The organism is Enterococcus ratti, from assembly GCF_001886195.1.
Taxonomy (GTDB): Bacteria; Bacillota; Bacilli; order Lactobacillales; family Enterococcaceae; genus Enterococcus_B; species Enterococcus_B ratti.
This window is the reverse complement of record NZ_JXLB01000008.1, coordinates 85,085-108,543: the sequence shown is the minus strand read 5'-3', so window position 1 is coordinate 108,543 and position 23,459 is coordinate 85,085. Positions and strand designations below refer to the sequence as shown.

General features: G+C 33.5%; 26 protein-coding genes and 1 other annotated feature (1 of these 27 cut by a window edge). Of the genes, 4 read left to right on the top strand and 22 right to left on the bottom strand.

Features of this window, described 5'->3' with window-relative positions:
* Positions 1–138: a binding site (T-box leader), on the bottom strand (it extends 128 nt beyond the left edge of the window).
* A gap of 85 nt (positions 139–223) precedes the next feature.
* From RV14_RS05430 to RV14_RS05415, 4 genes are all read right to left on the bottom strand, one after another.
* Positions 224–562, bottom strand: a complete 339-nt coding sequence (locus tag RV14_RS05430; protein ID WP_071855282.1) for a glycine cleavage system H family protein — start codon at positions 560–562, stop codon at positions 224–226.
* A 1-nt stretch (position 563) separates the two neighbouring features.
* Positions 564–920: an arsenate reductase family protein gene (locus tag RV14_RS05425; protein ID WP_071855281.1), complete on the bottom strand. Its 357-nt coding sequence runs from the start codon at positions 918–920 to the stop codon at positions 564–566.
* 5 nt (positions 921–925) lie between these two features.
* Positions 926–2,122 carry an FtsW/RodA/SpoVE family cell cycle protein gene (locus RV14_RS05420; protein WP_071855280.1) on the bottom strand — a complete coding sequence of 399 codons (1,197 nt, stop codon included), beginning with the start codon at positions 2,120–2,122 and terminating at the stop codon, positions 926–928.
* A gap of 171 nt (positions 2,123–2,293) precedes the next feature.
* The gene (locus tag RV14_RS05415) at positions 2,294–3,127 is read right to left on the bottom strand and encodes a LysR family transcriptional regulator (RefSeq protein WP_071855279.1); all 834 of its coding nucleotides are present in this window, start codon (positions 3,125–3,127) and stop codon (positions 2,294–2,296) included.
* A gap of 312 nt (positions 3,128–3,439) precedes the next feature.
* On the opposite strand from RV14_RS05415, the gene RV14_RS05410 reads away from it, so the two are divergent.
* On the top strand, positions 3,440–4,402 hold the full coding sequence (locus RV14_RS05410) for a TDT family transporter (RefSeq protein ID WP_071855278.1): 963 nt from the start codon (positions 3,440–3,442) through the stop codon (positions 4,400–4,402).
* 352 nt (positions 4,403–4,754) lie between these two features.
* On the opposite strand, the gene RV14_RS05405 is transcribed toward RV14_RS05410, so the two are convergent.
* Positions 4,755–5,231: a methylated-DNA--[protein]-cysteine S-methyltransferase gene (locus RV14_RS05405; protein WP_071855277.1), complete on the bottom strand. Its 477-nt coding sequence runs from the start codon at positions 5,229–5,231 to the stop codon at positions 4,755–4,757.
* Between the two features lie 218 nt (positions 5,232–5,449).
* Between RV14_RS05405 and RV14_RS05400 the strand changes: the two genes are divergently transcribed.
* Positions 5,450–6,388 carry a glycosyltransferase family 2 protein gene (locus RV14_RS05400; RefSeq protein WP_071855276.1) on the top strand — a complete coding sequence of 313 codons (939 nt, stop codon included), beginning with the start codon at positions 5,450–5,452 and terminating at the stop codon, positions 6,386–6,388.
* 972 nt (positions 6,389–7,360) lie between these two features.
* Positions 7,361–8,248, top strand: coding sequence for a putative mucin/carbohydrate-binding domain-containing protein (locus tag RV14_RS05395; protein ID WP_071855275.1), 888 nt, complete (start codon positions 7,361–7,363; stop codon positions 8,246–8,248).
* A 630-nt stretch (positions 8,249–8,878) separates the two neighbouring features.
* Here the strand turns inward: RV14_RS05395 and crcB (RV14_RS05390) are convergent.
* The 17 genes from crcB (RV14_RS05390) to RV14_RS05310 form a co-directional block, all read right to left on the bottom strand.
* Positions 8,879–9,283 carry a fluoride efflux transporter CrcB gene (gene crcB, locus RV14_RS05390; protein ID WP_071855274.1) on the bottom strand — a complete coding sequence of 135 codons (405 nt, stop codon included), beginning with the start codon at positions 9,281–9,283 and terminating at the stop codon, positions 8,879–8,881.
* A gap of 21 nt (positions 9,284–9,304) precedes the next feature.
* Positions 9,305–9,667 carry a fluoride efflux transporter CrcB gene (gene crcB, locus RV14_RS05385; protein WP_071855273.1) on the bottom strand — a complete coding sequence of 121 codons (363 nt, stop codon included), beginning with the start codon at positions 9,665–9,667 and terminating at the stop codon, positions 9,305–9,307.
* A gap of 14 nt (positions 9,668–9,681) precedes the next feature.
* A complete protein-coding gene (locus RV14_RS05380) occupies positions 9,682–10,506 on the bottom strand; it encodes an urease accessory protein UreD (RefSeq protein WP_071855272.1) in 825 nt (274 codons plus the stop codon).
* Complete coding sequence (gene ureG / locus RV14_RS05375) at positions 10,503–11,120, bottom strand: urease accessory protein UreG (RefSeq protein ID WP_071855271.1); 618 nt, start codon at positions 11,118–11,120, stop codon at positions 10,503–10,505. The genes RV14_RS05380 and ureG overlap by 4 nt, the downstream gene beginning before the upstream one ends.
* Before the next feature lie 17 nt (positions 11,121–11,137).
* Entirely contained in the window at positions 11,138–11,833 is a 696-nt protein-coding gene (locus tag RV14_RS05370) for an urease accessory protein UreF (RefSeq protein ID WP_071855270.1), read from the bottom strand.
* Entirely contained in the window at positions 11,826–12,284 is a 459-nt protein-coding gene (locus tag RV14_RS05365; protein WP_071855269.1) for an urease accessory protein UreE, read from the bottom strand. The genes RV14_RS05370 and RV14_RS05365 overlap by 8 nt, the downstream gene beginning before the upstream one ends.
* 147 nt (positions 12,285–12,431) lie before the next feature.
* Complete coding sequence (ureC, locus tag RV14_RS05360) at positions 12,432–14,153, bottom strand: urease subunit alpha (protein ID WP_071855268.1); 1,722 nt, start codon at positions 14,151–14,153, stop codon at positions 12,432–12,434.
* Positions 14,150–14,500: an urease subunit beta gene (locus tag RV14_RS05355; protein WP_071855267.1), complete on the bottom strand. Its 351-nt coding sequence runs from the start codon at positions 14,498–14,500 to the stop codon at positions 14,150–14,152. The genes ureC and RV14_RS05355 overlap by 4 nt, the downstream gene beginning before the upstream one ends.
* A gap of 14 nt (positions 14,501–14,514) precedes the next feature.
* Positions 14,515–14,817, bottom strand: a complete 303-nt coding sequence (locus RV14_RS05350; RefSeq protein WP_071855266.1) for an urease subunit gamma — start codon at positions 14,815–14,817, stop codon at positions 14,515–14,517.
* 18 nt (positions 14,818–14,835) lie between these two features.
* Positions 14,836–15,354 (bottom strand): AmiS/UreI family transporter, encoded by a 519-nt coding sequence (locus RV14_RS05345; protein WP_071855265.1) that lies wholly within the window; start codon positions 15,352–15,354, stop codon positions 14,836–14,838.
* Between the two features lie 31 nt (positions 15,355–15,385).
* Complete coding sequence (locus tag RV14_RS05340; protein WP_071855264.1) at positions 15,386–16,600, bottom strand: ammonium transporter; 1,215 nt, start codon at positions 16,598–16,600, stop codon at positions 15,386–15,388.
* 361 nt (positions 16,601–16,961) lie between these two features.
* Complete coding sequence (locus RV14_RS05335; protein WP_071855263.1) at positions 16,962–17,690, bottom strand: ABC transporter ATP-binding protein; 729 nt, start codon at positions 17,688–17,690, stop codon at positions 16,962–16,964.
* Positions 17,687–18,481, bottom strand: a complete 795-nt coding sequence (locus RV14_RS05330) for an ATP-binding cassette domain-containing protein (protein ID WP_071855262.1) — start codon at positions 18,479–18,481, stop codon at positions 17,687–17,689. Before RV14_RS05330 ends, RV14_RS05335 begins: the two co-directional genes overlap by 4 nt.
* A 2-nt stretch (positions 18,482–18,483) precedes the next feature.
* Positions 18,484–19,311 (bottom strand): ABC transporter permease, encoded by an 828-nt coding sequence (locus RV14_RS05325; protein ID WP_071855261.1) that lies wholly within the window; start codon positions 19,309–19,311, stop codon positions 18,484–18,486.
* Positions 19,308–20,300 (bottom strand): ABC transporter permease, encoded by a 993-nt coding sequence (locus RV14_RS05320; RefSeq protein ID WP_084650303.1) that lies wholly within the window; start codon positions 20,298–20,300, stop codon positions 19,308–19,310. Before RV14_RS05320 ends, RV14_RS05325 begins: the two co-directional genes overlap by 4 nt.
* Positions 20,257–21,834, bottom strand: a complete 1,578-nt coding sequence (gene nikA / locus RV14_RS05315) for a nickel ABC transporter substrate-binding protein (protein WP_071855260.1) — start codon at positions 21,832–21,834, stop codon at positions 20,257–20,259. The genes RV14_RS05320 and nikA overlap by 44 nt, the downstream gene beginning before the upstream one ends.
* A 16-nt stretch (positions 21,835–21,850) precedes the next feature.
* The gene (locus RV14_RS05310) at positions 21,851–22,618 is read right to left on the bottom strand and encodes a class I SAM-dependent methyltransferase (protein WP_217265348.1); all 768 of its coding nucleotides are present in this window, start codon (positions 22,616–22,618) and stop codon (positions 21,851–21,853) included.
* Between the two features lie 158 nt (positions 22,619–22,776).
* Between RV14_RS05310 and RV14_RS05305 the strand changes: the two genes are divergently transcribed.
* Positions 22,777–23,430: a YoaK family protein gene (locus RV14_RS05305; protein ID WP_071855259.1), complete on the top strand. Its 654-nt coding sequence runs from the start codon at positions 22,777–22,779 to the stop codon at positions 23,428–23,430.
* The last annotated feature ends 29 nt before the right edge of the window (positions 23,431–23,459 follow it).

Here is a 23,459-nt window from a genome sequence, read left to right as displayed (position 1 = left end):
CACGCCCGTAGCAAGTTTGCCATGGCTCACTTACTCTGCTCTAAGACCATCTTCCATCTCATTTTCATTACCCTTTTTCAGCAAACAGGGCTCTCTTTAAACGTCCGTGACATGTACTCTTCTTTTCAAAGCTTTAATTATGATTGGTATGATTATAGCAGTTGATAAATAACGTGTCAACAATTTACTCATTGCTTCTTAAAATTTTCAGACAATTTTCACCTTATAATTTTGCAAATTCTTCTGGGTCTACGTCTTTAAAACTTAAGATCCAAGCATTCATTTCATCTTGGTCGTTTAGCACGCAGACATCTTTATTAATCTTTTCATTGATTGAAGATACCGTACCGCTTAATGGGCTAGCAAACTCGTTAACTGCTTTTTCTGCTTCTACTTCAATTAATGGTTCACCACTTTGATATACTTGACCTACCTTTGGCAAACTAGCAAAAGTAATCGTTCCTAATTCTTCTTGTGCTTCACTGGTTAAACCAACACAATATTCTTTACCATTAAATAAAATCCATAGATTCTCTTTTTTCTTTAAATGTTTCCCAGCCATCTTATATCAATACTCCTTCATATATTTTTTCATTAAAACCAACTGCGACAAGTTGTTTATCTTTGACAATTAGTGGTCGTTTAATTAACATGCCATCACTTGAAAGAACATGGCTGACTTCAGAGATAGAGAAATGATTCAATTGATTTTTCAACCCTAACTCTCGATATTGCATCCCACTCGTATTAAATAAACGACGCATAGGAAATGTATTGTACGTCAACCATTTTTCGAGCGTTTCTGCACTTGGCGGATAAGTAATCATATCAATTGCTTGATAATCAATATGATGTTCTTCTAGCCAAGCTTTGGCTTTTTTACAAGTGGAACATTTAGGATACCAATAAAAATGATACAACGATGTTACCTCCTAGAAATTTTTTCCGGTGCTTCATTTTGATACCTCATGGATAGAATTAGCCCCACACCGATCATATTCCCCAAAATAGATGAACCTCCTTGACTAATAAAAGGAAGCGGGATGCCTGTTAATGGCAATAGTCCAATGTTTGCCCCAATATTTTCAAACACATGGAATAAAAGCATCATGATTAATCCACTGGCAATATAAGCATAAAATTCATTATTTGTATCAAAGCAGACACGTATCATCCGATAAATCAAAATAAAATACAAGAAAATAACAAATGCACCTCCGATAAATCCAAAATTCTCGCCGATAACCGTGAAAATCATGTCGGATTCTCGTACTGGAACATAAATATTACTCACATTAAACCCTTTACCAAATAATCCGCCCGTTCCAATAGCTAATAGCCCTTGTGCGGGTTGATAACTCCTACCTGTTGCATCATGGAAAGGATCAAGCCAAGAATCAATTCGGGCAAACTGATAAGACTTAAAGCCTACTTTATAAAGTAAATCTCGGCCACCTTCCGTTGTAACCAAAAAGATCGTACCAGCACCTATGACAACTGCAAAAACAATAACAGGTACGATAATTCGCCAAGAAATACCTGACATCAAGAACACTCCACCAAAAATAGCTAAAAAGACCAACATCGTTCCAAAATCATCTTGCGCCATAATCAAAGCCAAAACCGGCAAAGTAACAATCAACAATTTAGCAATCAACCAAAAATCTGATTTCACTGTACGTTCTTTCAATTGAGTATTATGTTTTGTAACAATCAGTGCCATCATTAAAATATATGCAATTTTCATCAACTCAGCTGGTTGAAATGTAAAAGAACCAAAACTGAACCAGTTTTTTGACCCGGTAGACGCTGCAAGGTTGCGATCATAAAATTTTAACAACAATCCCATAACAACTAATCCCAAACCGTAAAGATAAGGCGTTAGTTTCCAAATCCATTTCGAATTTAAGTGCATAATGACAATAATAGCAGCCGAACCAACTAAGTACCAAACCGCCTGCATTCCTACACCTCTTAACACGGAAGGATGATTGGGATCATGACTAAGCGCAACATATAATGAAAGCAAACCAATTAAACATAATAAAAAGACTGGTAATATCACACCATAATCGATTCGATTATCGCGATTACTCTTCAAAGCATTTATTTTTTTTTCCATGTTTCATCCCTTTTCTTAAAAACCATACTGTTTTATATTATAGCGGTCACGCTGTATAATTGAAAGCTAAAGAAAATACATTTGTGAAAACTTAAAACTATATTTTTTAGATTAAATTCATTTATTCAGCTGTCTTTTAGTCATTTGTGAAGCGACAAGAAAAAATTTTTCTCAACATTTTTCATCCTTTTTTTTGTAAAATTCATTATAAATCAAAATTTCTTTAGCAATGGATTGCAGATTTTCAGACACCAAATTCGTTCGTTGAATCAAATAGAATTTTCTATGATAAGTTAAGCTCTTCATTGGGACAGTTTCTGGCACAGCACGTTTTGATAAGATAGAACAGCCAACTCCTTCTTTTAAAAGAGCAGCAATAACCTCATTACTTTTCACTAACATCTTTTTACCTTGAATATTCTTTTCTTCAAAATATCGTTGTGTATAATGAAAAACACCTGAAGTTGACTCTCGAACCAACCAAAGCTTACTTTCTGGATCACCAGCAATTACTAACTCGTCGTCCATCAAAGCAAATCTTTGAACGCCAGCTGTCTCTAACGGTTTTTCAATAAATCCAAAATCTGCTTCATGTTTAGCTACTTGATTTAATGCATCATAAGAATTAGCATAAGAAATAATAAAATTAATTTTAGGGTGTTTAGGAAGAACATATTTTAGTAGTTTAGGCAATAAATAAACAGCAAATGTATGCGAAGCTACGATCCGACATACTTCTTCTTTGTTTTGTTCATCCAATAATTGTTGCTGAGTCTCTTGCCATTCTTCTAACAAAATTAATGCTCGCTCATAAAGCAACTCTGCTTGTTTTGTAGGTTTCATCTCTTTTCGACCATTACGTTCAAACAGTGTCACACCTAATTCTCTTTCCAATTGTTTGACTTGATTAGAAACAGCCGGTTGAGATAAAAACAGCAGTTCGGCTGTTCTAGAAAAATTCCTTGTCTCGTAAACAACACGAAACGTCGTTAGTAATTTTAACATACGTTCACTTCCATAATTTTTTTTTATAATAAGTATAATAACTATTTGATTTAAATATATCATAATTTTGTTATAATAGTAAATGTAAAGCACAACATTTGAGATCTAGAAACACCCAACTATTTGATCTTCCTCAGAATCAATGTAACAGCTTCTCTGTTTATGTAACGATAAGTAAAAAGAGCTATTTGTTTCTTTCCCAATAAACGATCATTCATGTTTGTGCAACTACATCACCCCTTTCCAATTACTTATCGTTACATTTCTGAGGATACATCTACTGTCAACTTAATTAAAAAGGAGAATAAATAAATGAAGAATTTTTTGAAGGTTATTCCTATACCTATTTGTGGGCTTATTCTTGGTTTAGCTTCATTAGGTAATTTATTCAAAGAATATCATTTGATCCGTTTAGGAAATGTTATTGGTGGAATCAGCATCATTTTATTATCTTTAATGTTAATTAAATTATTTTTGCTGTTTGAACATACGAAAAAGATGTTACATGATCCGATCATTGCTTCTGTTTCGCCCACTTTTACAATGTCTTTGATGGTCGTTTGTACTTACTTTGCTTCATTTTCTAGTATCGCCCCACTTGTGCGATGGATTTGGCTTTGTGCAGTCATTTTTCAAGTGATCTTAGTTTTTTATTTTACTTATCATCATGTAATAAAAGCCGATTTATCAATTGAAGCCATCTATCCAAGTTGGTTTATTATTTATGTCGGTTTCGGTGTAATTACAGTAACAGCTGGTAATTTTTATCCAATTATCGGTCAAATTTTCTTTTGGCTTTCTCTTACTTGTTATGTTTTCTTATTACCGATTATTATTCATCGTATCTTTTTCGTAAGAAACATGGCGCATCCAACACTGCCGTTAATCACCATCGTTGCTGCACCGGGATCACTTTGTTTAACTGGTTATTTGAAAAATTTTGGTCAACCTTCTCTTTACTTAGTGGTTATATTATTTGTTCTTTCTCAAATTTTATATTTTATTGTTTTATCCATGCTACCACATCTCTTAAAACTAAATTTTTATCCAAGTTATGCAGCTTTTACTTTCCCATTAGTCATTTCTGCAACTGCGTTGTCTTCGGCCGTTCGTTATTTTGATTCATTGGGTATGCCAAACAACCTTTTAAACATATTGAAAGTGGTTGAATTGCTCATTGCTACAGGAATGGTTCTTTACGTTTTGGTTCATTACATTCTTTATTTACTAAAAGAGCACAAAAACACGAAAAAATATATCCCTAATGAAATTTAACTGTACTGTTCTTCCAGACAGAAGTTTTAATCTTAAAAAGAAATCGAAATTCATAAAAATAGATGCGTTTCGGCTTCTTTTTAAAAAGGCGGCTTGTAGTTTTACTGTTACTATAAGAAAATGAAAGTCAGCTACTTCTCTAGAATTTTTAGTACTACACTAAAGTCCTAAACAATCATGAACATCAAAGTTAGCAATTTTCGCAAACTTTGATGTCATTTTGTGTATCTGTAAAAATTAGAGGATTGGCTTTAATGATTTATTCAAGGAGATTCTCTCGATATTCCTTTTTCAAAATACTTGTTGATTAAAATTAAGAATTGAACCTCTCATGATTTCAGTCATGAAAGGTTCAATCAATTGACGTATTTGAAAAAGCTACTTCTAATTCGAGTAATCGTTGTTTAATCAAAAGTCCATTTTCTGTGTTTCCCATGTATCCAACCAATTGACCATTTTGTCCAATTACTCGATGACAAGGGATAACTATAGGAAGAGGATTCAATCGGTTGGCTTGTCCAATTGCCCTTACGGCTTTCGGGCTGGCGACTGCTTCTGCTATTTCCTTATAAGTTCGTCGTTGCCCATATGGAATTTCTTGAAGAGCTTGCCAAACTTTTTTTTGAAAAACTGTTCCTTTTTGAATTGACAGAGGAAGGGTAAATATCTGCCTGATTCCGTCAAAATATTCTTGTAGCTGCTCCTTTGCTACTTCTAAAATTTTGGAGTTGGTCCCTTTTTTTTCGACAATTAATTGAAAAGAAATTGCTGTTAGTCCAACATCATCCGCAGCTAACCACAATTCTCCAATTGGCGTATTTATTTTCATTTTATCACCTAATTCATAATGGCTAAGTAGGCTTTCCTCCTTAGCGTTTTTAACTTTTCAATTATTTTCTAATATTTTTACTAAAAGTGCAATCTAAAATTTTATTAATTCCCATTTCAATGATAAACTAAAAACGATAATTACTTAAAGTAATGCTTAGATACCAACATTATTTTAGGATATCTGTTAGAAAGCATTGATGTGAAAGGAACTGTATTATGAAAATATCGATTATTGTACCATGCTTTAACGAAGAAAAAACGATTCCACTTTTCTTCGATGAAGTAGAAAAATTCAAAGGTGAGCATGAGTTTGAGTACTTATTTATCGATGATGGCTCATCCGATGGCACGTTACAAGTTATTAAACGATTATCTAAAAATTATGAGTATGTCAGGTTTGTTTCTTTTTCTCGAAATTTTGGAAAAGAAGCTGCCCTTTATGCAGGTTTAAAGGCTTCTACGGGGGAACTCATCACTGTCATGGACGTCGATTTACAAGATCCACCAGAATTACTACCGAAAATGATCGAAAAAATCCTCACATCTGAGATTGATTGTGTCGGAACACGTCGTTCTACTAGAGATGGAGAACCTGTCCTTCGTAGTTTTTTTGCAAAACGATTTTACCAGTTAATCAATAAAATCAGTGATACAGAAATGGTAGATGGCGCTAGAGACTTCCGCTTGATGACTCGGCAAATGGTAGATGCCGTTTTAGAGTTAACTGAATACAATCGTTTTTCAAAGGGATTATTTAGTTGGGTTGGGTTTAAAACAGAATATATTTCCTTTGAAAACCGTGAGCGTGTAGCGGGTGAAACTTCTTGGTCGTTTTGGAAACTTTTCAATTACTCTATTGATGGCATTGTTAATTTTTCAGACGTTCCACTTACGATTGCTTCTTTTGTTGGTGCTTTAGCATGTGCAATCTCAGGAATTGCTATTTTATTTATTATTTTGCGTGCCTTGTTCTTTGGCGATCCTACAGCTGGTTGGCCTTCGATGGTATCTATCTTTTTGTTTATCGGCGGTATCCAGTTGCTATGCCTTGGAATTATAGGTAAATATATCGGAAAGATTTTTCTTGAGACAAAACAACGGCCAGTCTATATTATTCGTGAAACTGAAAAAACAAAAAAATCCCCTCTAAAATAACTGCAGAAGGTCAACTTTTTTGAAAAATGATAAATACGCTTTGAACTAATTGAAGTAAAAACTAGTGAAATAATCTTTTATCGTTTAAAATTTTTAGCGGTCTTGAAAAAAAGCAGCTCCTTTAAAACTCCCTTTCAAGCTCAAAAAAAGAAATAGTGGCTGCTCGGTACTAGTTTTTCCTTATACTTCAAATATGACTAAACCAGCCTTAACAGTAGTAATTAATGTCGGTTCATCTTCTTTTTATTTTTTTCATCTTATACAATTGACTCTTTCTATAACTAAAAAAGAAACGATGTGCAGATAACGATACAATTTTCATTCATTTATCTTCTCACTAACTTAAAAATTTATCGTTTCAAAAATAAAGTGCATTCCTTAACTTGGACATTAGTTCCAATTAAGGGGTACACTTCAAAATTAAGCTTTTAGTTGATAGTATTTTATGGCTAACTTGCACTAAAAATAATAAGCATCTATAAATAAGAATACTTAAAACAAATTGAAAAGAAGATAATTAGCTAAAAAGTATTCAGTTAAGGAGGTAATTGAAACATTAATCCAATTTCTATTGTGAATTGTCAATACCAATAGTTAGCTGCATTACTCCTTCACCAAATGAAACTCTTCGTTAAAAAAGCAAGTTTATCTTTAAACAAATCATGTTTCTTTGAACATTACTTCCTTCCCCATAAGCATCAAAAAAATACCTACATAATTTTTTCTGAAATAATCTTCAAGCCTATTCTTTTCATTCTGTTCCGCTAATTTCTTAAACCTAGCTAACATTTAAAAAACTATTTTTTCATTCACTTCTCTTAGCAAAACTATATTTTTAGTTCGTTTTTTATAAATAAATAGAACATTTATTTCCTTTAAAAAACAAAAAAAATACTTCTTTTAAATTGTTTTATGATTAAATCCAATAGTAATACTACTTAAATTCCAAATAGAAAGAAGAGGAAATCTATAATGAAAAAGAAAATGATTGTTACTTCAGCTGCTGGAATTATGTTGTTCTCAAACCTATTTGCAGTAAGTCCACAAGCCCTAGCTGCTCAAACAGCTCCTTCTTCATCCAGCACTAGTCAAGTTGTTTCTCAAGAAGCAACACAAAGTTTTACTTTAAAAGGAGCTAACCATGCAACATTTGCACAAATTAATGTCACTAAAAATAACCTTCATTTGCAAACATTTGCTGTCAAGCCAGACACAAAGTTTAGAAATGCTTATGCAAGCATAAAAGTAAAACGTGTAGGATACTCTGTTTTTAGCAAAGACTTCATTGGAAATAAACTTTTAGCCGCAGGACAAAAAAATATTCATTTAGAAGAAGGTGACATTGTAACAATCACACACCGTGAAGCTAATGATGCCAATTTCATTGTAAGCAATGCGGACTTAAAAGGTAATACTTCAGGTAATTACACGTATATGGTGAGAAATGGACAATTAGAAAATATCACTTTACAACTTGAAGAAGCAACAAAAGCAATCAATAATTTATTTAATGGTCGAAAACCTAAACCTAATATTACTCAAGAACAACTAGACCTTGCTTTAGAAAAATTAGAAGCTTTACCAAATGATTATTACTTCATGGAATATGAAACATTGTACAACAAATTGGAAAAAGCCAACACTGCTTATCTAGATAGCTTGAAACTTGAAGAAGCAAAAAAAGCAGTAGATGCTTTATATAATGGTAATACACCTAGACCCGATATTACTCAAGAACAATTAGAAGCTGCAGCAGACAAATTATATGCTCTTCCTGAGAATCTAAAAGGCCTTCAGGAATTAGCTTGGAAACTTCAAGATGCTAGTGATGCTTTCATGGAACAAAATTCTTCCTTTTAAAGAATAATCAACAGAATTGAGCTCTAACTGCTAACTTAAAATAGAATATTTATCCCATAGAACAAGCCGGTATTTACAAAATTTGTTAAACAAATTTTGTAAATACCGGCTTATTTTTTAATGGAACTAACAAATTATTTAATTCATGTCGACTGCTGTTATAAAACATCGCATTACTAAAAACGATTCATCCATATGTAGAAATGTTTATCAATCTATATTATTGATAAACTAGAAAACGCTTACGCATCTTTTAAAAAAAGTGTTGACAAAAACAACTACATTTTCTATCAACACCAAGCTGTATAAAGTGATATCTATTCATTATTCTTTGATCAACTTATTAGACCGTCCAACTTAATAAATAGTAAATATAATCACTACATCTTGGACCAATGAACTTTTTAATGATAAAAGTCTCTCTGATCCTTTTAAGTTTCATCAAAATTTAGCATATTATCTGAACTTTTTACCGTTAAAAACAAAAGTTTAATAAAACACTCCTCATTTTACCATAACTTTCACACGAGTGAATTGATGAAACAAATAAATAGCTTTTTTCCAACACCATTCATTGAATCATTGGATCGCTTAAGCCATCTTCTTTTCTAAATTTACTAGTTAAAAGAACTATTCCTTCACATTTTTAGGTTTAAGGATCATCGCCGTTAATCGCAAACCGCAAAAAATAGCAATAATTCCAAAAAATAAATTAAGAATAGTATAATAAGCCGCTAATGTTAGAGCATCTTGCCTCAAATATTTCATTACTTCAAGTGCAAAAGAAGAAAACGTTGTTAGCCCTCCACAAAAGCCAGTCGTTAAAAAAGTTTTCACTTTTGACGACGCCTGACTTTTCATAGAAAAATAACCAATCGCCATCCCCATAATCAAGCAGCCAAGAAAATCAGCAGAAAACGTACCTAATGGAAAATTTAGCTTGTCTTTTACCCATAAATTCTCTAAAAAGTAACGAAGCATCCCACCAAAAAAACAGCCAAAGCCAACAATCATATAGTTTTTTACTTTTGTCATTCCATTTGCCTTCCTTACTTTTTAATACTGTCCAATAAAGAATCCTAAAAATACTGCTAAAATAGAACAAATAAAACTACCGATCCAATAATAAAAACCACTAGTTATTTTCCCATTCATAAAATCTTTCATTACTTCTGAATTAAAGGTCGAAAAGGTCGTTAAACCACCACAAAATCCGGTTGCAAGAAAAAGATACAGCGTTTCTTCACGTTGAATAAAACTGGAACAAAAGAAACCAATTAAAAATGCTCCCACAATGTTGGCAATGAATGTACCTAATGGATAGCTATGCTTACTGCTATTGTATTGGTGACTAAAAAAATTTCTTAAACAACCGCCTAAAAAACAACCAATACCTACTAATATATATTGACTGACCATTTCCTCATCCTCTTTTATATTTGATCATTTAAATGTGGAAGTTGATGATATTTTGCTCTAAAATAGTTAATTGCAGAATAAATCAACTGTTTATTTTCAGCTGCCGAATTTCCTAGTACGCGTAACACTATTCCCGGCACGCTTAATAAAGATAGACCGTAGCGCAAAGTCGTTTCTTGTTGACTTAATTTTACTCGAAGTTCATGTACAAACTCTTCATCAATAGCTGGATCAATAATAATTAAAGTATTGTAATTTGTTTTTCCTTCAAAATACCCTAATTCTGTCATTGGCTGTTCCTTAGGATTTAAAAAAAGATAATCATTAAAAACTAACTCTTCTTCAAAAAAAATTTTTGTCTTTTGCTTTAACTGATTGAAGGTAAAAACTTGTTCATCCTCAGACCACCCAGCCGTCACCCCATCTGAATACACTAAAGTAGAGACGCTATCCATTCGAATAATAGTTTCTTGCTCATAAATTGCCTTTTTATAAGGAATCACTTCATGCGTCAAATATTCCAAAAAACCAGTAGTCAGCTTAACTAAGTTCTTTTGTGTAGTCGTCTTTTCATTTTCACATTTGTAAACATATGTCGGCGTCTGATTTTTCACTATCACATGTGATCCAGACAAAACTTCAAGTTTAGTGACGTATGATTCACCTTCTACAAAACCGCCACCTGTACTTATCAAATAATAACAAGGGGTATCTTCTGTTAACAACCGTACATTAGAGGAAATTCTTGAATTTCCTTCATGATATACTTTTTTTGCGATCGTTCTGCCAGAAACTTGTGCAAAAAGAAGATCAATGATTCCATCTGCTTTATCTATCATTTTTCTAAATCCTCAAGTAAACAATTTTTACGAATCCATTCTTCTACTTCTTTTAATCCTTCTTTTTCTCTCAAATTTGTAAACAAAAATGAATCTGCTTTTCTAAAAACGGAAGTATCTTTTTTCATCACTTCAAGATCTGCACCTACAAAAGGAGCTAAATCAGTTTTATTAATAATAAATAAGTCACTTTTAATCATCCCTTGTCCGGCTTTTCTAGGAATTTTTTCTCCTTGAGCTACATCAATAATATAAATTGAAAAATCAACAAGGTCCGGACTGAATGTAGCTGCTAAATTGTCCCCTCCACTTTCCAAAAAAATAAGATCTAAATTAGGAAAACGAGTTTCTAACTCTTCGATAGCAGAAAAATTCATTGACGCATCTTCACGAATAGCTGTATGTGGACATCCTCCTGTTTCTACACCAATAATACGCTCTTGTGGTAAAATGGAATTCTTCGTCAAAAATTTTGCATCTTCTTTGGTATAAATATCGTTTGTAATAACTGCTACTTCTAATTCTTTGCTTAATTCTCGAGTCAAGCGTTCAATCAAAAGTGTTTTTCCTGATCCAACTGGACCGCCTACACCAATAACCATTGTATTTTTCATGATTTGTTTCCATCCTTCTATGACATAAATAAACGAAATACTTGAGTTTCGTGTCTAATTTGTGATAATTCAATCCCAGGCATCGTTGCACCAAGATAGGAACTGTCTTTTTCTTTAATACGTTCAGATAAATTAAGTAATTTGGGAAATAAATTAGTTAATATTTGTTGACCATCTTTTTGTCCTAGTGGGATTGTTCGTACAGCATTTTGGATCATGGTTGATAAAATACTATAGCCATAAAAACAAATAGCTTCAGAAGCTGTTAACCCACGGTCTTTTGCAAAAATAGCAAAAATAATGGCAGGGTGCCCTTGCGACAATCCATCTTTTATCCGTTTTTCATAACACTCTAACAGCTCAATCGTATATAACGATTGAATCAAAGTGATCATTTGCTTTGCAATCATTTTTGTTCCTTTTCTTGTTTCCAACGCTTGGGTTGAATGGGTAATGATTTGATCGTATTGCCATATTTTTTCTAAATCTTGGGGAAGATTTTCATAACATAAATGAATCAGCAAGCCTTCACCAAAATGAAATTGCGTGTCTAAGTAAGCCGTTAACCATTTTGCAAATTCGGCTGCATCAGTGACTGTTCCTTCACGTAAATAAGTTTCCATTCCATAAGAATGATTAAACGTTCCTATAGGAAAAGTAGAATCACATACTTGGATAACTTCAAGATATCGCTGTAATTTACTTTTATCCATGGCTATGTGCTAGATTCACATGTCGCAAAGGACTGTTCAATGCGATTTTCTCCGTATGATGTTCAATTTGTTTGTGATTCAAAACATCAAGAACAACTGGATCGATCGCTAATTTTATGGTGCCATTTTCTACTTCAATCGGTTTATGGGTGTTCCCTAATAAATGAGCAATTTTTCCCATTTCATCTATATTTTTTGGTCTAATAACGATCATTTTTTCAGGAATAACCGATAAAACGAGTACATTGTGCGAATCAATTAAAAAGTATGAACCATTTTTTAATTCCTCACTTTTTTCTGCTAAACGAATACCAAATTCATTTCCGTGGTCCGAAATGATTCGAAGCACACGCTTATTTAAATCATCACTACTGATTTGAGCAACCTCAATGTGGTAAGCTTCTTTATTTGTTAATTCATTTATATTTCCTGATACAGTTGTAAATATCATTTTCGTTCTCCTACCTATTTTTACTTGCGAATCACTCTTACTTTTTCACTTGATAATGGGAACAACTTTCAGAAAATTTAGCAAGTAATTTTCCTTCATCGTTCCCATTACTTTAACTATTCTGTCCTAATCGTTCACCTTAACGCATTAGAATAAATAGTAACGTTGTGCAAGCGGAACGGTCTCTTCTGGTTCACAAGTAATTAATTGATCATCAATTTTCACTTCAAACGTATGAGGATCTACAGTAATTGTTTCTGGGCAATAATTATTTAACTTCATATCACGTTTCGTTAAATTTCTCGTATTATGAACAGGTAAAACTACTTTATCCAATCCAATTTCTTCTTTGATCCCATGATCATAAGCATATTTTGAAACAAACGTCATGCTTGTTTTTTGTACTGCTTTTCCACAGGCACCAAATAAATCTTTCATTAAACGTGGTTGAGGAGTCGGTAGACTAGAGCTTGCATCCCCCATGACGCCGTAAGCAATCATCCCCATTTTTAAAACCATTTTTGGTTTTGTACCAAATTTTTCCGGCGTCCAGATAACTAAATCTGCATACTTACCTACTTCAACTGAACCAATATAATCGGCTACCCCATTTGTAATGGCTGGATTAATCGTGTATTTTGCAACATAGCGTTTAATCCGATTGTTGTCATTAAATTCTGAATCGCCTTCCAATGGTCCTCGTTGTTTTTTCATTTTGTGTGCAAGTTGCCAACAGCGCATCGCTACTTCGCCAACACGTCCCATAGCCATTGCATCTGAAGTCATAATACTTAACGCACCCATATCATGTAAAACATCTTCGGCTGCTATCGTTTGTTTACGTACACGAGATTCAGCAAATGATACGTCTTCAGGAATTTTAGGATCCAAATTATGACAAACCATTACCATATCAAACAATTCACTAATTTCATTTTTAGTAAATGGATTCGTCGGATTCGTCGAAGAAGGCAAAATATTGGTATGTCCGGCAACGACCATAATATCTGGAGCATGCCCCCCACCAGCACCTTCTGTATGGAAAGTATGAACCGTTCTTCCTGCAAAAGCGTTCATCGTATCGCCGACAAAGCCGCCTTCATTTAGTGAATCCGTATGAACTGCAAATTGTACATCATATTCATCCGCCACTTTTAACGAATGATCAATTCCTGAACAAGTAGCCCCCCAATCTTCGTGCGTTTTTATTCCCATTGCACCTGCTTCAATTTGTTCAGCAATCGGTGCAGTCATAGCACCTGCGCCTTTTGCCATAACCCCCATATTAACTGGTAAATTTTCAGCAGCTTGCAGCATACGATGAATATGCCACTTACCAGGTGTAGTTGTCGCAGAATTTGTTCCATCAGCTGGCCCAGTTCCACCGCCAAACAATGTAGTGATCCCATTATCCAATGCCGCATGCGCCAATCCGGGAGAAATGTAATGAACATGAAGATCCAATCCTCCTGCTGTAACGATCAATCCTTCAGCAGAAATTGCTTCAGTACTTGCACCGACAATAAAGTCAACATCGTCCATGTTACCGGGATTTCCACCTTTACCAATGGCAATGATTTTTCCGTCTCTAATCCCAATATCTGCCTTGATAATCCCAGTATAATCAATAATCGTCGCATTTGTAATAATGGTATCTGCTACTAACGGATTATCTTCACGCGTTTCAATTGGATTTAATCCCATTCCATCACGTAAGACTTTCCCTCCACCAAATTTACTTTCTTGACCATGTACAGTATAGTCTTTTTCAATTGCCGCAAATAATTCTGTATCTCCTAAACGAACGCTGTCGCCGACAATCGGTCCATACATTTGTGTATATTTCTTTCGATCCATTTCAAAACTCATTGTTGTGATCCCTCTTTTCTAACCTCACGACGGTCATCATCTAAATAACCATTCACACGATCATTAAATCCAAAAATCCGGCGCTTGCCTCCAAAGTCAATCAATGACACTTTCTTTGTTTCACCCGGTTCAAAACGAATAGCTGTTCCAGCCGCAATATCTAATCGTTTTCCCCATGCTTTTTTCCGATCAAACTTCAAACCACTTTCATTTGCTTCGTAAAAATGAAAGTGCGAACCTACTTGAACTGCTCGATCGCCAATATTTTTTACTTCAATTGTAATTGCTTCGTATCCTTCATTGTAAAGAACTGGTTCACTTGATAATTTGTATTCTCCAGGTACCATTCTTATCACTCCTTCTATTGAATTGGGTCATGAATCGTAACTAATTTCGTTCCATCAGGAAAAGTAGCTTCCACTTGGATCATTGGAATCATTTCTGGCACACCTTCCATCACATCTTCACGTGTTAATAAATTACGACCTTCATTCATCAATTCAGAAACGGTTTTGCCGTCTCTTGCACCTTCTAAAACTAAATCAGTAATTAACGCTACACTTTCTGGATGGTTTAGTTTCACCTTACGATCACGTCGTCGTTGAGCAATCATTGCAGCCAAACTAATTAACATTTTTTCCTGTTCACGTTCTGTCAATTGCATGTTCTATCTCTCCTTTAATTATTGTGGCCATAAACTTAAAAGCATCAACATACCTGGTATCCACGCCGTAATAATTCCTTCAACAATGGACAAATACCCCACTGATTTGCCTAGATTTTTTCCTAAAACATTTTCAATAAATCCAGTAAACCATAGAACAGCCCATAACCACCAAATCAATCCGTATACGGCATTACCGCCAATACCGTAAAAACACAACAAACCTGCTGGAATTGCATTGATAGCAACAAATAAGCTATACCATCCATAAAGTCTCTGATCTAAATGGAAGGTGCTGTTTATAGCTGTGTACAAATAAGTAAAAGCGAAAAGTAACCCTGTTGCACTGCCATAAAACCAATCATTTGGCTGATTTGTTGCCACGCCGATAAAAATCGAACCTAGATTTAAAATTAATCCTAATCCACCGGTAAAATAATTCATTACTACAATTGATTGATCCTTTAAATCATACAAACGATAAAAACCGTTACTGATTAACACCATTCCAACATAAAGTAAAATGACACCAAGCATTTTTTTCACCTCCTCTCAATTTGAATAATATTTATTCCATATAAGCCTTTTCTGCTAATAAGTATTCATCCAGCCCCTTATCAATTTCTTGATTGGTTGGTTCAATATTAAAGAAACGTTTAAATAAACGTAACATTACATAAGTTAAAATAAATGAATACAAAGCAATGAAGATAACCCCACCTACTTGCACACCAAGTTGTGTCATACTTGCGGAAACTTTATTTACATTTGAAGCTGCAAAAAAACCAATTAAGATCGTGCCAGTAAATCCACCAATTCCATGAACACCCCAAACATCTAATGCGTCATCCCAACCTCTATTTTCTCTAAACTTAACAGCGACATTACAGATAATTCCCGCCACTATTCCTACTAAAATTGCAGAAGTCGGTTTAATATAACCTGAACAAGGTGTGATTGTAGCAAGTCCTGCAACGGAACCAGTTAAAATATCTAAAAAATTGATTTTCCCTGTTTGAATATAAGCAAAAATCATCCAAGTAACCATCGCACTAGCTAAACCAACAATCGTGTTGATAAAGGCTGTAGATGCTAAATAGTTCGCACCTAATGCTCCACCAGAATTAAATCCAAACCAACCGAACCATAACAGCCCTGTACCAATTGCTGCTGCCATTAAATTATTCGGCTGCATGCCTTTTTTCTTTAATGTTCGATTTCCTAAAACAAAGATGCTGGCTAACGCTCCAAATCCTGCTGTCGTGTGAATAACTGCCCCACCGGCAAAGTCCACAAAACCCATTTTTTCTAAAAAGCCGTTGCCCCATACCCAATGACAAACGGGTAGATAAATCAAAATAGTCCAAAAAATTAACAATAATAAGTAACCTTTAATATTTAATCGTTCGGCAAAAGCGCCTGTCATCAATGGAACCGTGATCACACAAAACATCAGTTGAAAAGCAAAGAACAAAGCAAATGGAATTGTTGCTCCATGTAAAATATTGGGATTTAAATCTACATTTGCTAAAGCAAAATAGTCTTTAATATTTCCAATTATTCCACCGTGATCTTGCCCAAATGCTAGACCAAAACCACCAAATATCCAGATTAATGTAACGATCCCCATTGAAATAAATGATTGCATCATAATAATCAAAATGCTTCTTTTTCTAGCTAATCCGCCATAAAAGAAAGCTAAACCGGGAGTCATCAGACATACCATTGCTGTACAAAGCATCATAAATGCCGTGTCTCCATTATTTAGAACTACTTGCGTCATAATTCTTTCCCCTTTCCTTGATATCCTTAATTGTACTAATTCAAAAAAAATATAAATTTTATATTTTTTTATTTATTTAAAAAAATAAAGTAATGATTTAATAGTTATAAAATCGTGAAAGCTAGTCTTGGCGTCTAAAAAAATAATTGAGAACCGAAATGTTTAAGTTTTTCGATTCTCAATTATTTTTATTTTAATTATGGACATCACTTGAACCTGCTCATTCTCATTGATATCAAATTGTTTTAAACTGTTTTCCTAGAAAAGAATCCAATAACCGTCTTGTCTTCTTCAAAAGCGATTATCGTTAGTTTAAAGAAAATGATACAGTGTTCGATACTTTTTATACAAATAGTAGGAATTATTTAAGAGAAAGAAGAGTTTGTACATATTCAGAAGTTGTTTCTTTCAGCTGTTTTGTTTGACAGTCTTCAATAATTGTTCCATCCTTAAAAAATAGTAGACGTTCACATAAATAGCAGGCTAATTTTATGTCGTGCGTAATGATTAGATAAGCAAAGCCATACTCTTTTTTCAACGTTTTTAACAAATTAATGAAGTGAAACGTGTGAACTAAATCTAAAGAACGAAATGCTTCATCAAAAATAAGTAGATCTGCTTTCGTAGCAATCCCTCGGGCAACGCAAACGCGTTGAATTTCCCCACCACTCAAAGTTGTACATTTTCTATTTAAATTAATAGAAGACAAACCGACTTTTTCTAATAGTTCTGTGTATTGTGCCTCTTCCACTTTCCCGAGTACTTCTTCTAAAACATCTTTTATAGTATAAGAAGGATTAACTGAAGAACGATAATTTTGAAACACAATGCTGCATTTTATATGGCCAGAATGAGAAAAAGACGCCACCTGTTCATTATCAATAAATAACTCTCCTTGATTAATAGATTCTATCCCTAAAAGGACACGAGACAAAGTTGTTTTTCCACTGCCACTAGGACCTAATAAAGCAACTGTCTCTCCTTTAGCTATCGAAAAGGAAACTTGATCAAGTACTACTGAATAATCAAAACCATATTTTTTTTTTACTTTAAATACTTTCGTTACCTTTTTTAGTTCAAGTTTTTTCATTCATTTAACAATTCCTTTACGTAAGTTTCCATTTTCTCATGAATATTTTTGATCTCAGAATAAAAAGCCGCTTCCTGTTCTGCTGTTTTCGTATCTCCCATATAATGACAACAGCCATTTTCAAGGATGAGCAGCTGATCACACAGTTGTTGAATCACTGAATAATCATGAGTTGTAAGTACAATCATTGCATTGTTTTTTCTTGAATATTCCTTGAATTCATCTAAAATAATTTGTTTTACTTCTTGATCCACTGAACTAGTAGGTTCATCTGCTAATAGAATTTGTGGCTTCAATTGCAAAGCAATTCCTATTGTACATCGTTGCAAGATTCCACCAGATAGTTCATGAGGATAACGAGTTAAAATTGATTGATCTAATTGAAAGTCATTTAAAATACAAGATATTTTTTCATTTGCTTCTTTTTTTGACCAGCCATTTTCACAAAAAGTTTCCATTAATTGATGTTGCATTGTTTCGATTGGATCAAAAATATTCATGGCATTTTGCGGAATATACCCCATTGAGAATTGTTTTCTCAATGAATGTGTATTCGAGAAAAATTTTTCTTTTTCTTTCTCACCATTTTTAGTCCATGTAAACGATCCATGAACTTGTAAGGTTGGATGTGATACACCTGCTAATACATGTAAGAGGGTCGTTTTACCGCTACCACTGGGACCGATAATTCCTTGAATTTGTTTTTCGTTTAATCTAAAATTTAATTCCTTTAACAATTGATTATCGGTGTTTTTTTCTTTAACAATTAGGTTATTTATGAAAATCTCCATGGTTATGCCTGCTCTTTCGTAGAAATTAGCTGTGTTGCAAACTGATCCCCTAGATAATTCAACGCAGAAATCACAATTAACATCACTCCACCTACTGGAATTAGCTGCCAATAGTCAACTAATAGAAAATTCTTTGCCTCATTAACCATATTTCCCCATTCTGCTGTAGGAGGTTGAATGCCGATTCCTAAAAAAGACAACGCAGAAATGCTCATAATAATCCCGCTAAGATTCAATGTACCATAAACAATAACTAACGGAATAATCTTTCTTAGCAAGTGATGGTGTAAAATCCAATAATTTGATTTACCAATCACTTTTGAAAATTGGATATAATTCTTATACTGGTATTGCTTTATCTCACTTTGAAACATTCTGACAAACCATGGCCATTTAGCAAGAGTGATCGCAGTAAAAATCGTCAGTAAATTAGGACCTAAAATTCCAATAACGATCAATACAATCAATTCACTAGGCAAAGCAAGTAAAGTATCACACAAAAAATCGATGATTCGTTTCAATTTTCCATGACGAATAGCTGTTAACCAACCAAATAAAAAACCAAAAAAAAGGATGACTGTTGTAGTGACTAACGAAAGGCATAATGTCGTACGCCCTCCATATAAAATACGCGTATAAATATCCCTACCTAACTGATCCGTTCCTAGCCAATGTTTGCTGCTCGGATGTTGTAGTTTATTTAAAATGTCTTGTTGATTAGGATCATAGCTCGTAACTAAGGGTGCAAATAAAACAAGTAAAAATACAATTGCTAAAAGCAATAAACAACAGTTAAAAAGTTTATCTTTTGTATTCATTGGTTTAGTCATTGATTTCCTGTCCCTTCTAGTCGTGGATCAATTTTTTGATTAAGTTGTTGAATTAGCATATTAAATAACATAAAAAAGAATGCGACAAAAACAATATACCCTTGCAACAAAGGAATATCTCTTGTACTAATAGCTCGTACACAAAGCATCCCCATTCCCGGCCAAGAAAAAATACTTTCTACTACAGCACTTCCTGCGATTAATTTTGGAAAACCCATACTCATAGAAGTTAACGAAGCTCGTATAGAATTTTTTAGCAAATGATAAAAAATTCTTCGACTAGAAAAATTGCGTAAATAATAATACTGCATAAATGTTTTTTGCATGGTTTGAATTAGTTCCTGTCTCACAATGCGAACATAGGAGGGCAAATTAGCACATACTAATGTTAACGTCGGCAAAACAATCGCTCCTGCTTCATCTACCCCACTTGTTGGAAAAAACTGCAATTGAAGTGAAAAAAAGACAATAAACAAAATTCCAATCCAATAAGACGGCAATGAGCCGATAAAAAATAACGTCAGTCTCAATATTTTTTCGCTTATACTTCCTTGTTTGATAACAGAATAAACACCAATAGAAAAAGAAAATAAAAGCAAAAGCAAAAAAACGAGCCCCGTAAGCAAAAGCGTCAGTATAAATGCTTGTGCAATGGATACTGAGACTTTTTCTTTGGTGATAAAGCTCGTACCAAAGTCTCCATGGCTTGCTTGTTGCAACCAACGAATATACCGAATGATAAAAGGCTGATCTAAACTTAATTCTTGTGTAACCTCTCTCGTATTTTCTGCTGTAGGAACGATTTCATTTGCCCTTAAAACGGTTTCTGCTAAATGAGTAGATTGTGTTTCTAACAAGAAAAAAGAAAGGAAGGAGAGACATAGAAGTAATCCTATGCCTGTACCTAATTTTTTTGAATAATAAAAGAAGCGATCACTCATTTTATTATTTTGACATTTTTTCAAAAGGAATTTCATACTGTGAATCATTGAATGTAACTCCTTTCACTTGTGAAGATGCAACCGCTCTTGTTTGCGAATAAGATAACGGAAGATAAATACATTGGTCATTTATATAAGTTAAAATTTCTTGATAATCTGCCGCTCGTTTATTTTTATCCGTCTCTACCAATGTTTCACTAATTTTTTCATCTAACCACTTTTTCTTAGCTAAACCTAGTTGTGCTTGATAATCACCATGTGCTGCGATACGCCAAGAAGAAAGATAAGACTGTGGATCATATGGTGTTCCCCATGATAACGAATACTGTAGATCAAAATTACCATCTTTTTGTCGATTTAGAAAAAGTTGTTTTTCTTCTGGTAAAACTTTAACAGAAATGCCAATTTCTTTTAAATCTCCTTGAATCGCTTGAGCAATCATACCTTCTTGTTCATTTTGAGAATTATAAGAAAAAAGTAATTCCAACGTTTGCCCATTTTTTTCTCTAAGTCCCTGTTTATTGAAACGCCAACCAGATGCTTCCAGTAATTGACTTGCTTTTTGAGAATCATAAGAATATTTCGTCAAGTCTACATCACAATACGGTGTTTTCTTTGAAAGCAAAGTACGGGCTTCCTGTTCTGTTCCATTTAAAATACCTTGGATGATTTCTTTTTTATTTACCGCATAAATAATGGCTTTTCGTACATTTATGTCCTTAAGAAGCGTTCGATGACTATTCAATAATACTGCTCTAGATGCACTAGGTTTACTAATATAGGTTGCAAAAGAAGAATCATTTTTTAAATGATCAAATGTAGTCACAGACAACTGATCACCATCTGCTCCATAAATCAAGTCAATATCTTTGTTTTTTAAAGACAACACCAACGTCTCAGGATCTGAAATAACTTTCCAGTTAATTTTTTCTAATTTAGGTTTGACTCCCCAATATTGATCATTTCTAATAAATGTTGCCTTTTGATTATCTACATGATTTTGCAACACCCAAGGCCCCGTACCAATATAGCCATTCACGCCATTTTTTGTTTCACCTTTTATAAAGCAGCTAGGAGCAATAAAACGAAAAGGTCGTGTTAACCCTAATTCTGTTAACGTGGGATAATAAGGTTTCTTCAATACCAATTGAAACGTATTCGAGTCAATAGACTTCGTTTCTGCAATTTGATCGACTAATTCTAACCAAGCGTGTCTTGATTTATTTGCCATAATTGCGTCCATATTCATCTTTACGACCTGCGCATTAAACGCTTCTCCATCAGAAAATGTTACATTTTTTCTTAAATGAAAGGTATAGATTCGACCATCTGAAGAAATTGTCCAGCTTTTTGCTAATGATGGTTTAACTTGTCCATCTTCATTTTTTGTCAATCCTTCAAACAACATGTTTTGAGCAGACATTTCTCCTGAATAAATGTGAGGATTAAGATCACGTATATCTTTTGTACAGCCATAGGTTAATTGTGTTTGACTACTATGTTTAGTAGACGCACAAGCACTCAGTATGAAAGAACATCCTAAAGCAATTAATAAACAACCCAAATTTTTTCTTCTATTCATTTTCTCATTCCTTTGCTTATTTCACTGCTTGTATAAAAAATAAAGGCGAAAAACTAAAATTGATTTGCTCCACTTTATCTAATACTAAAGAATTGATATCTGTAACCGTTACAACTTGTTCAAACCCGAGTTTCTTCAACACCTCTTCATCCCAATTGGGGCGAATTTCTTTACTTAAAGGAATCTCTCGAGCAATGTGTTCCATCATAGGAATATCTGTATTTTCATAATAATCTTTTATTTGATACTTTTTAGTAATTAACCGATCTTTTTTATACTTTTTATAGATTTGTTCATCATATAAATAACGATACCAATTTGCATCTACATTGATCAATATTCCTTTTTTCTTTAACACCCGAAACCATTCTTGATAAGCGAGAACAGGATTTTCTAAATTCCATGTGAGATTCCTCGTGATTACAGCGTCAAACGTTTGGTCTTCAAACACTAAGTCTTGTGCATCCATTTTTAGCCAGTTAATTTTATCCTTGTAAGAACCAGCATTATTTTTCGCTTCTGCTAACATCTCTTGAGTGAAATCAATGGCAGTCACTTCATAGCCTGCTTCACTTAATAAAATGGCCATAAACCCCGGCCCTGTTCCAACATCTAAAATTTTTTTTATTTTTTTCTCTGAGGTTACCAATTTAGGAAATAAAAATTTCTGCCAGCGATTTTTTTTACTGGCCTGTAATTCTTCTTTATGCTGCTTTGCATAAGTCCTTGATCGTTTTCCCCAATACTCTATAATTTCTTGCTGTAAATTCTCCATCTGCTTCATCAACTTAGCCTTTCCTATATTTTAAACAAAAAAAGGATAACAAAAAATAAAACAATAATACTTCTTTTTTTTTTAGTTAATCAGAACAATTCAGAAAAATTAATGTGAAAATTTTTTTAAAATGAAATTATCCAAAACAATGAACAGGATGTATGTCATTGAAAAATCAAAATTATGATAAAAATTACACTTTAAATTTAAGCCTTATCTTCATTAGTGGCATGATTGAGTGTTACACTTATTTAAGTTATGGTATTTTTGCCTCCGCTCAAACTGGTAATCTTATTTTCTTTATTCTTGCTCTTAAAAAACAGCAATGGGAACTAGAAAAAAAAATTTTAGTAGTTTGTGCCTGTTTTATAGTAGGAAATACTTTAGCTACTTGGACGAAGAACTATTTTAAGAAAAAATGGTTGCCTCTATGTGTACTTTATGTTGAAACTTGTATTTTCTGTCTTTTTACTTTCTTGCCTCCATCAATTTTAAAATTAGCAGTGATTGCTTTCATTGATACGTTTCAGATTTGCTTTTTCAACACACTAAAAGGCTACACTTACAATAGTTTTTTCATTACTGGTGATCTAAAACAATTAGCAACTGCGATAGCCAACTATTTATGTGAGCCAGCAAAAATCAATCGGCAAAAAATGGTGTTCCTTGGATTCATTCCTCTCTTTTTTAGTTTGGGTGTTTTTTGTTATTTACAATTTTACCCACTAGCAAAAGATTGTCTTACTATTTTCTTTTTTCTTTCGATTGTTACGATAAAAAGTACATTTTCCTATCTCACTTATTTAAAGAAAAATAAGTGAATGATATTTTCACAGCGATCAGCTAGAAA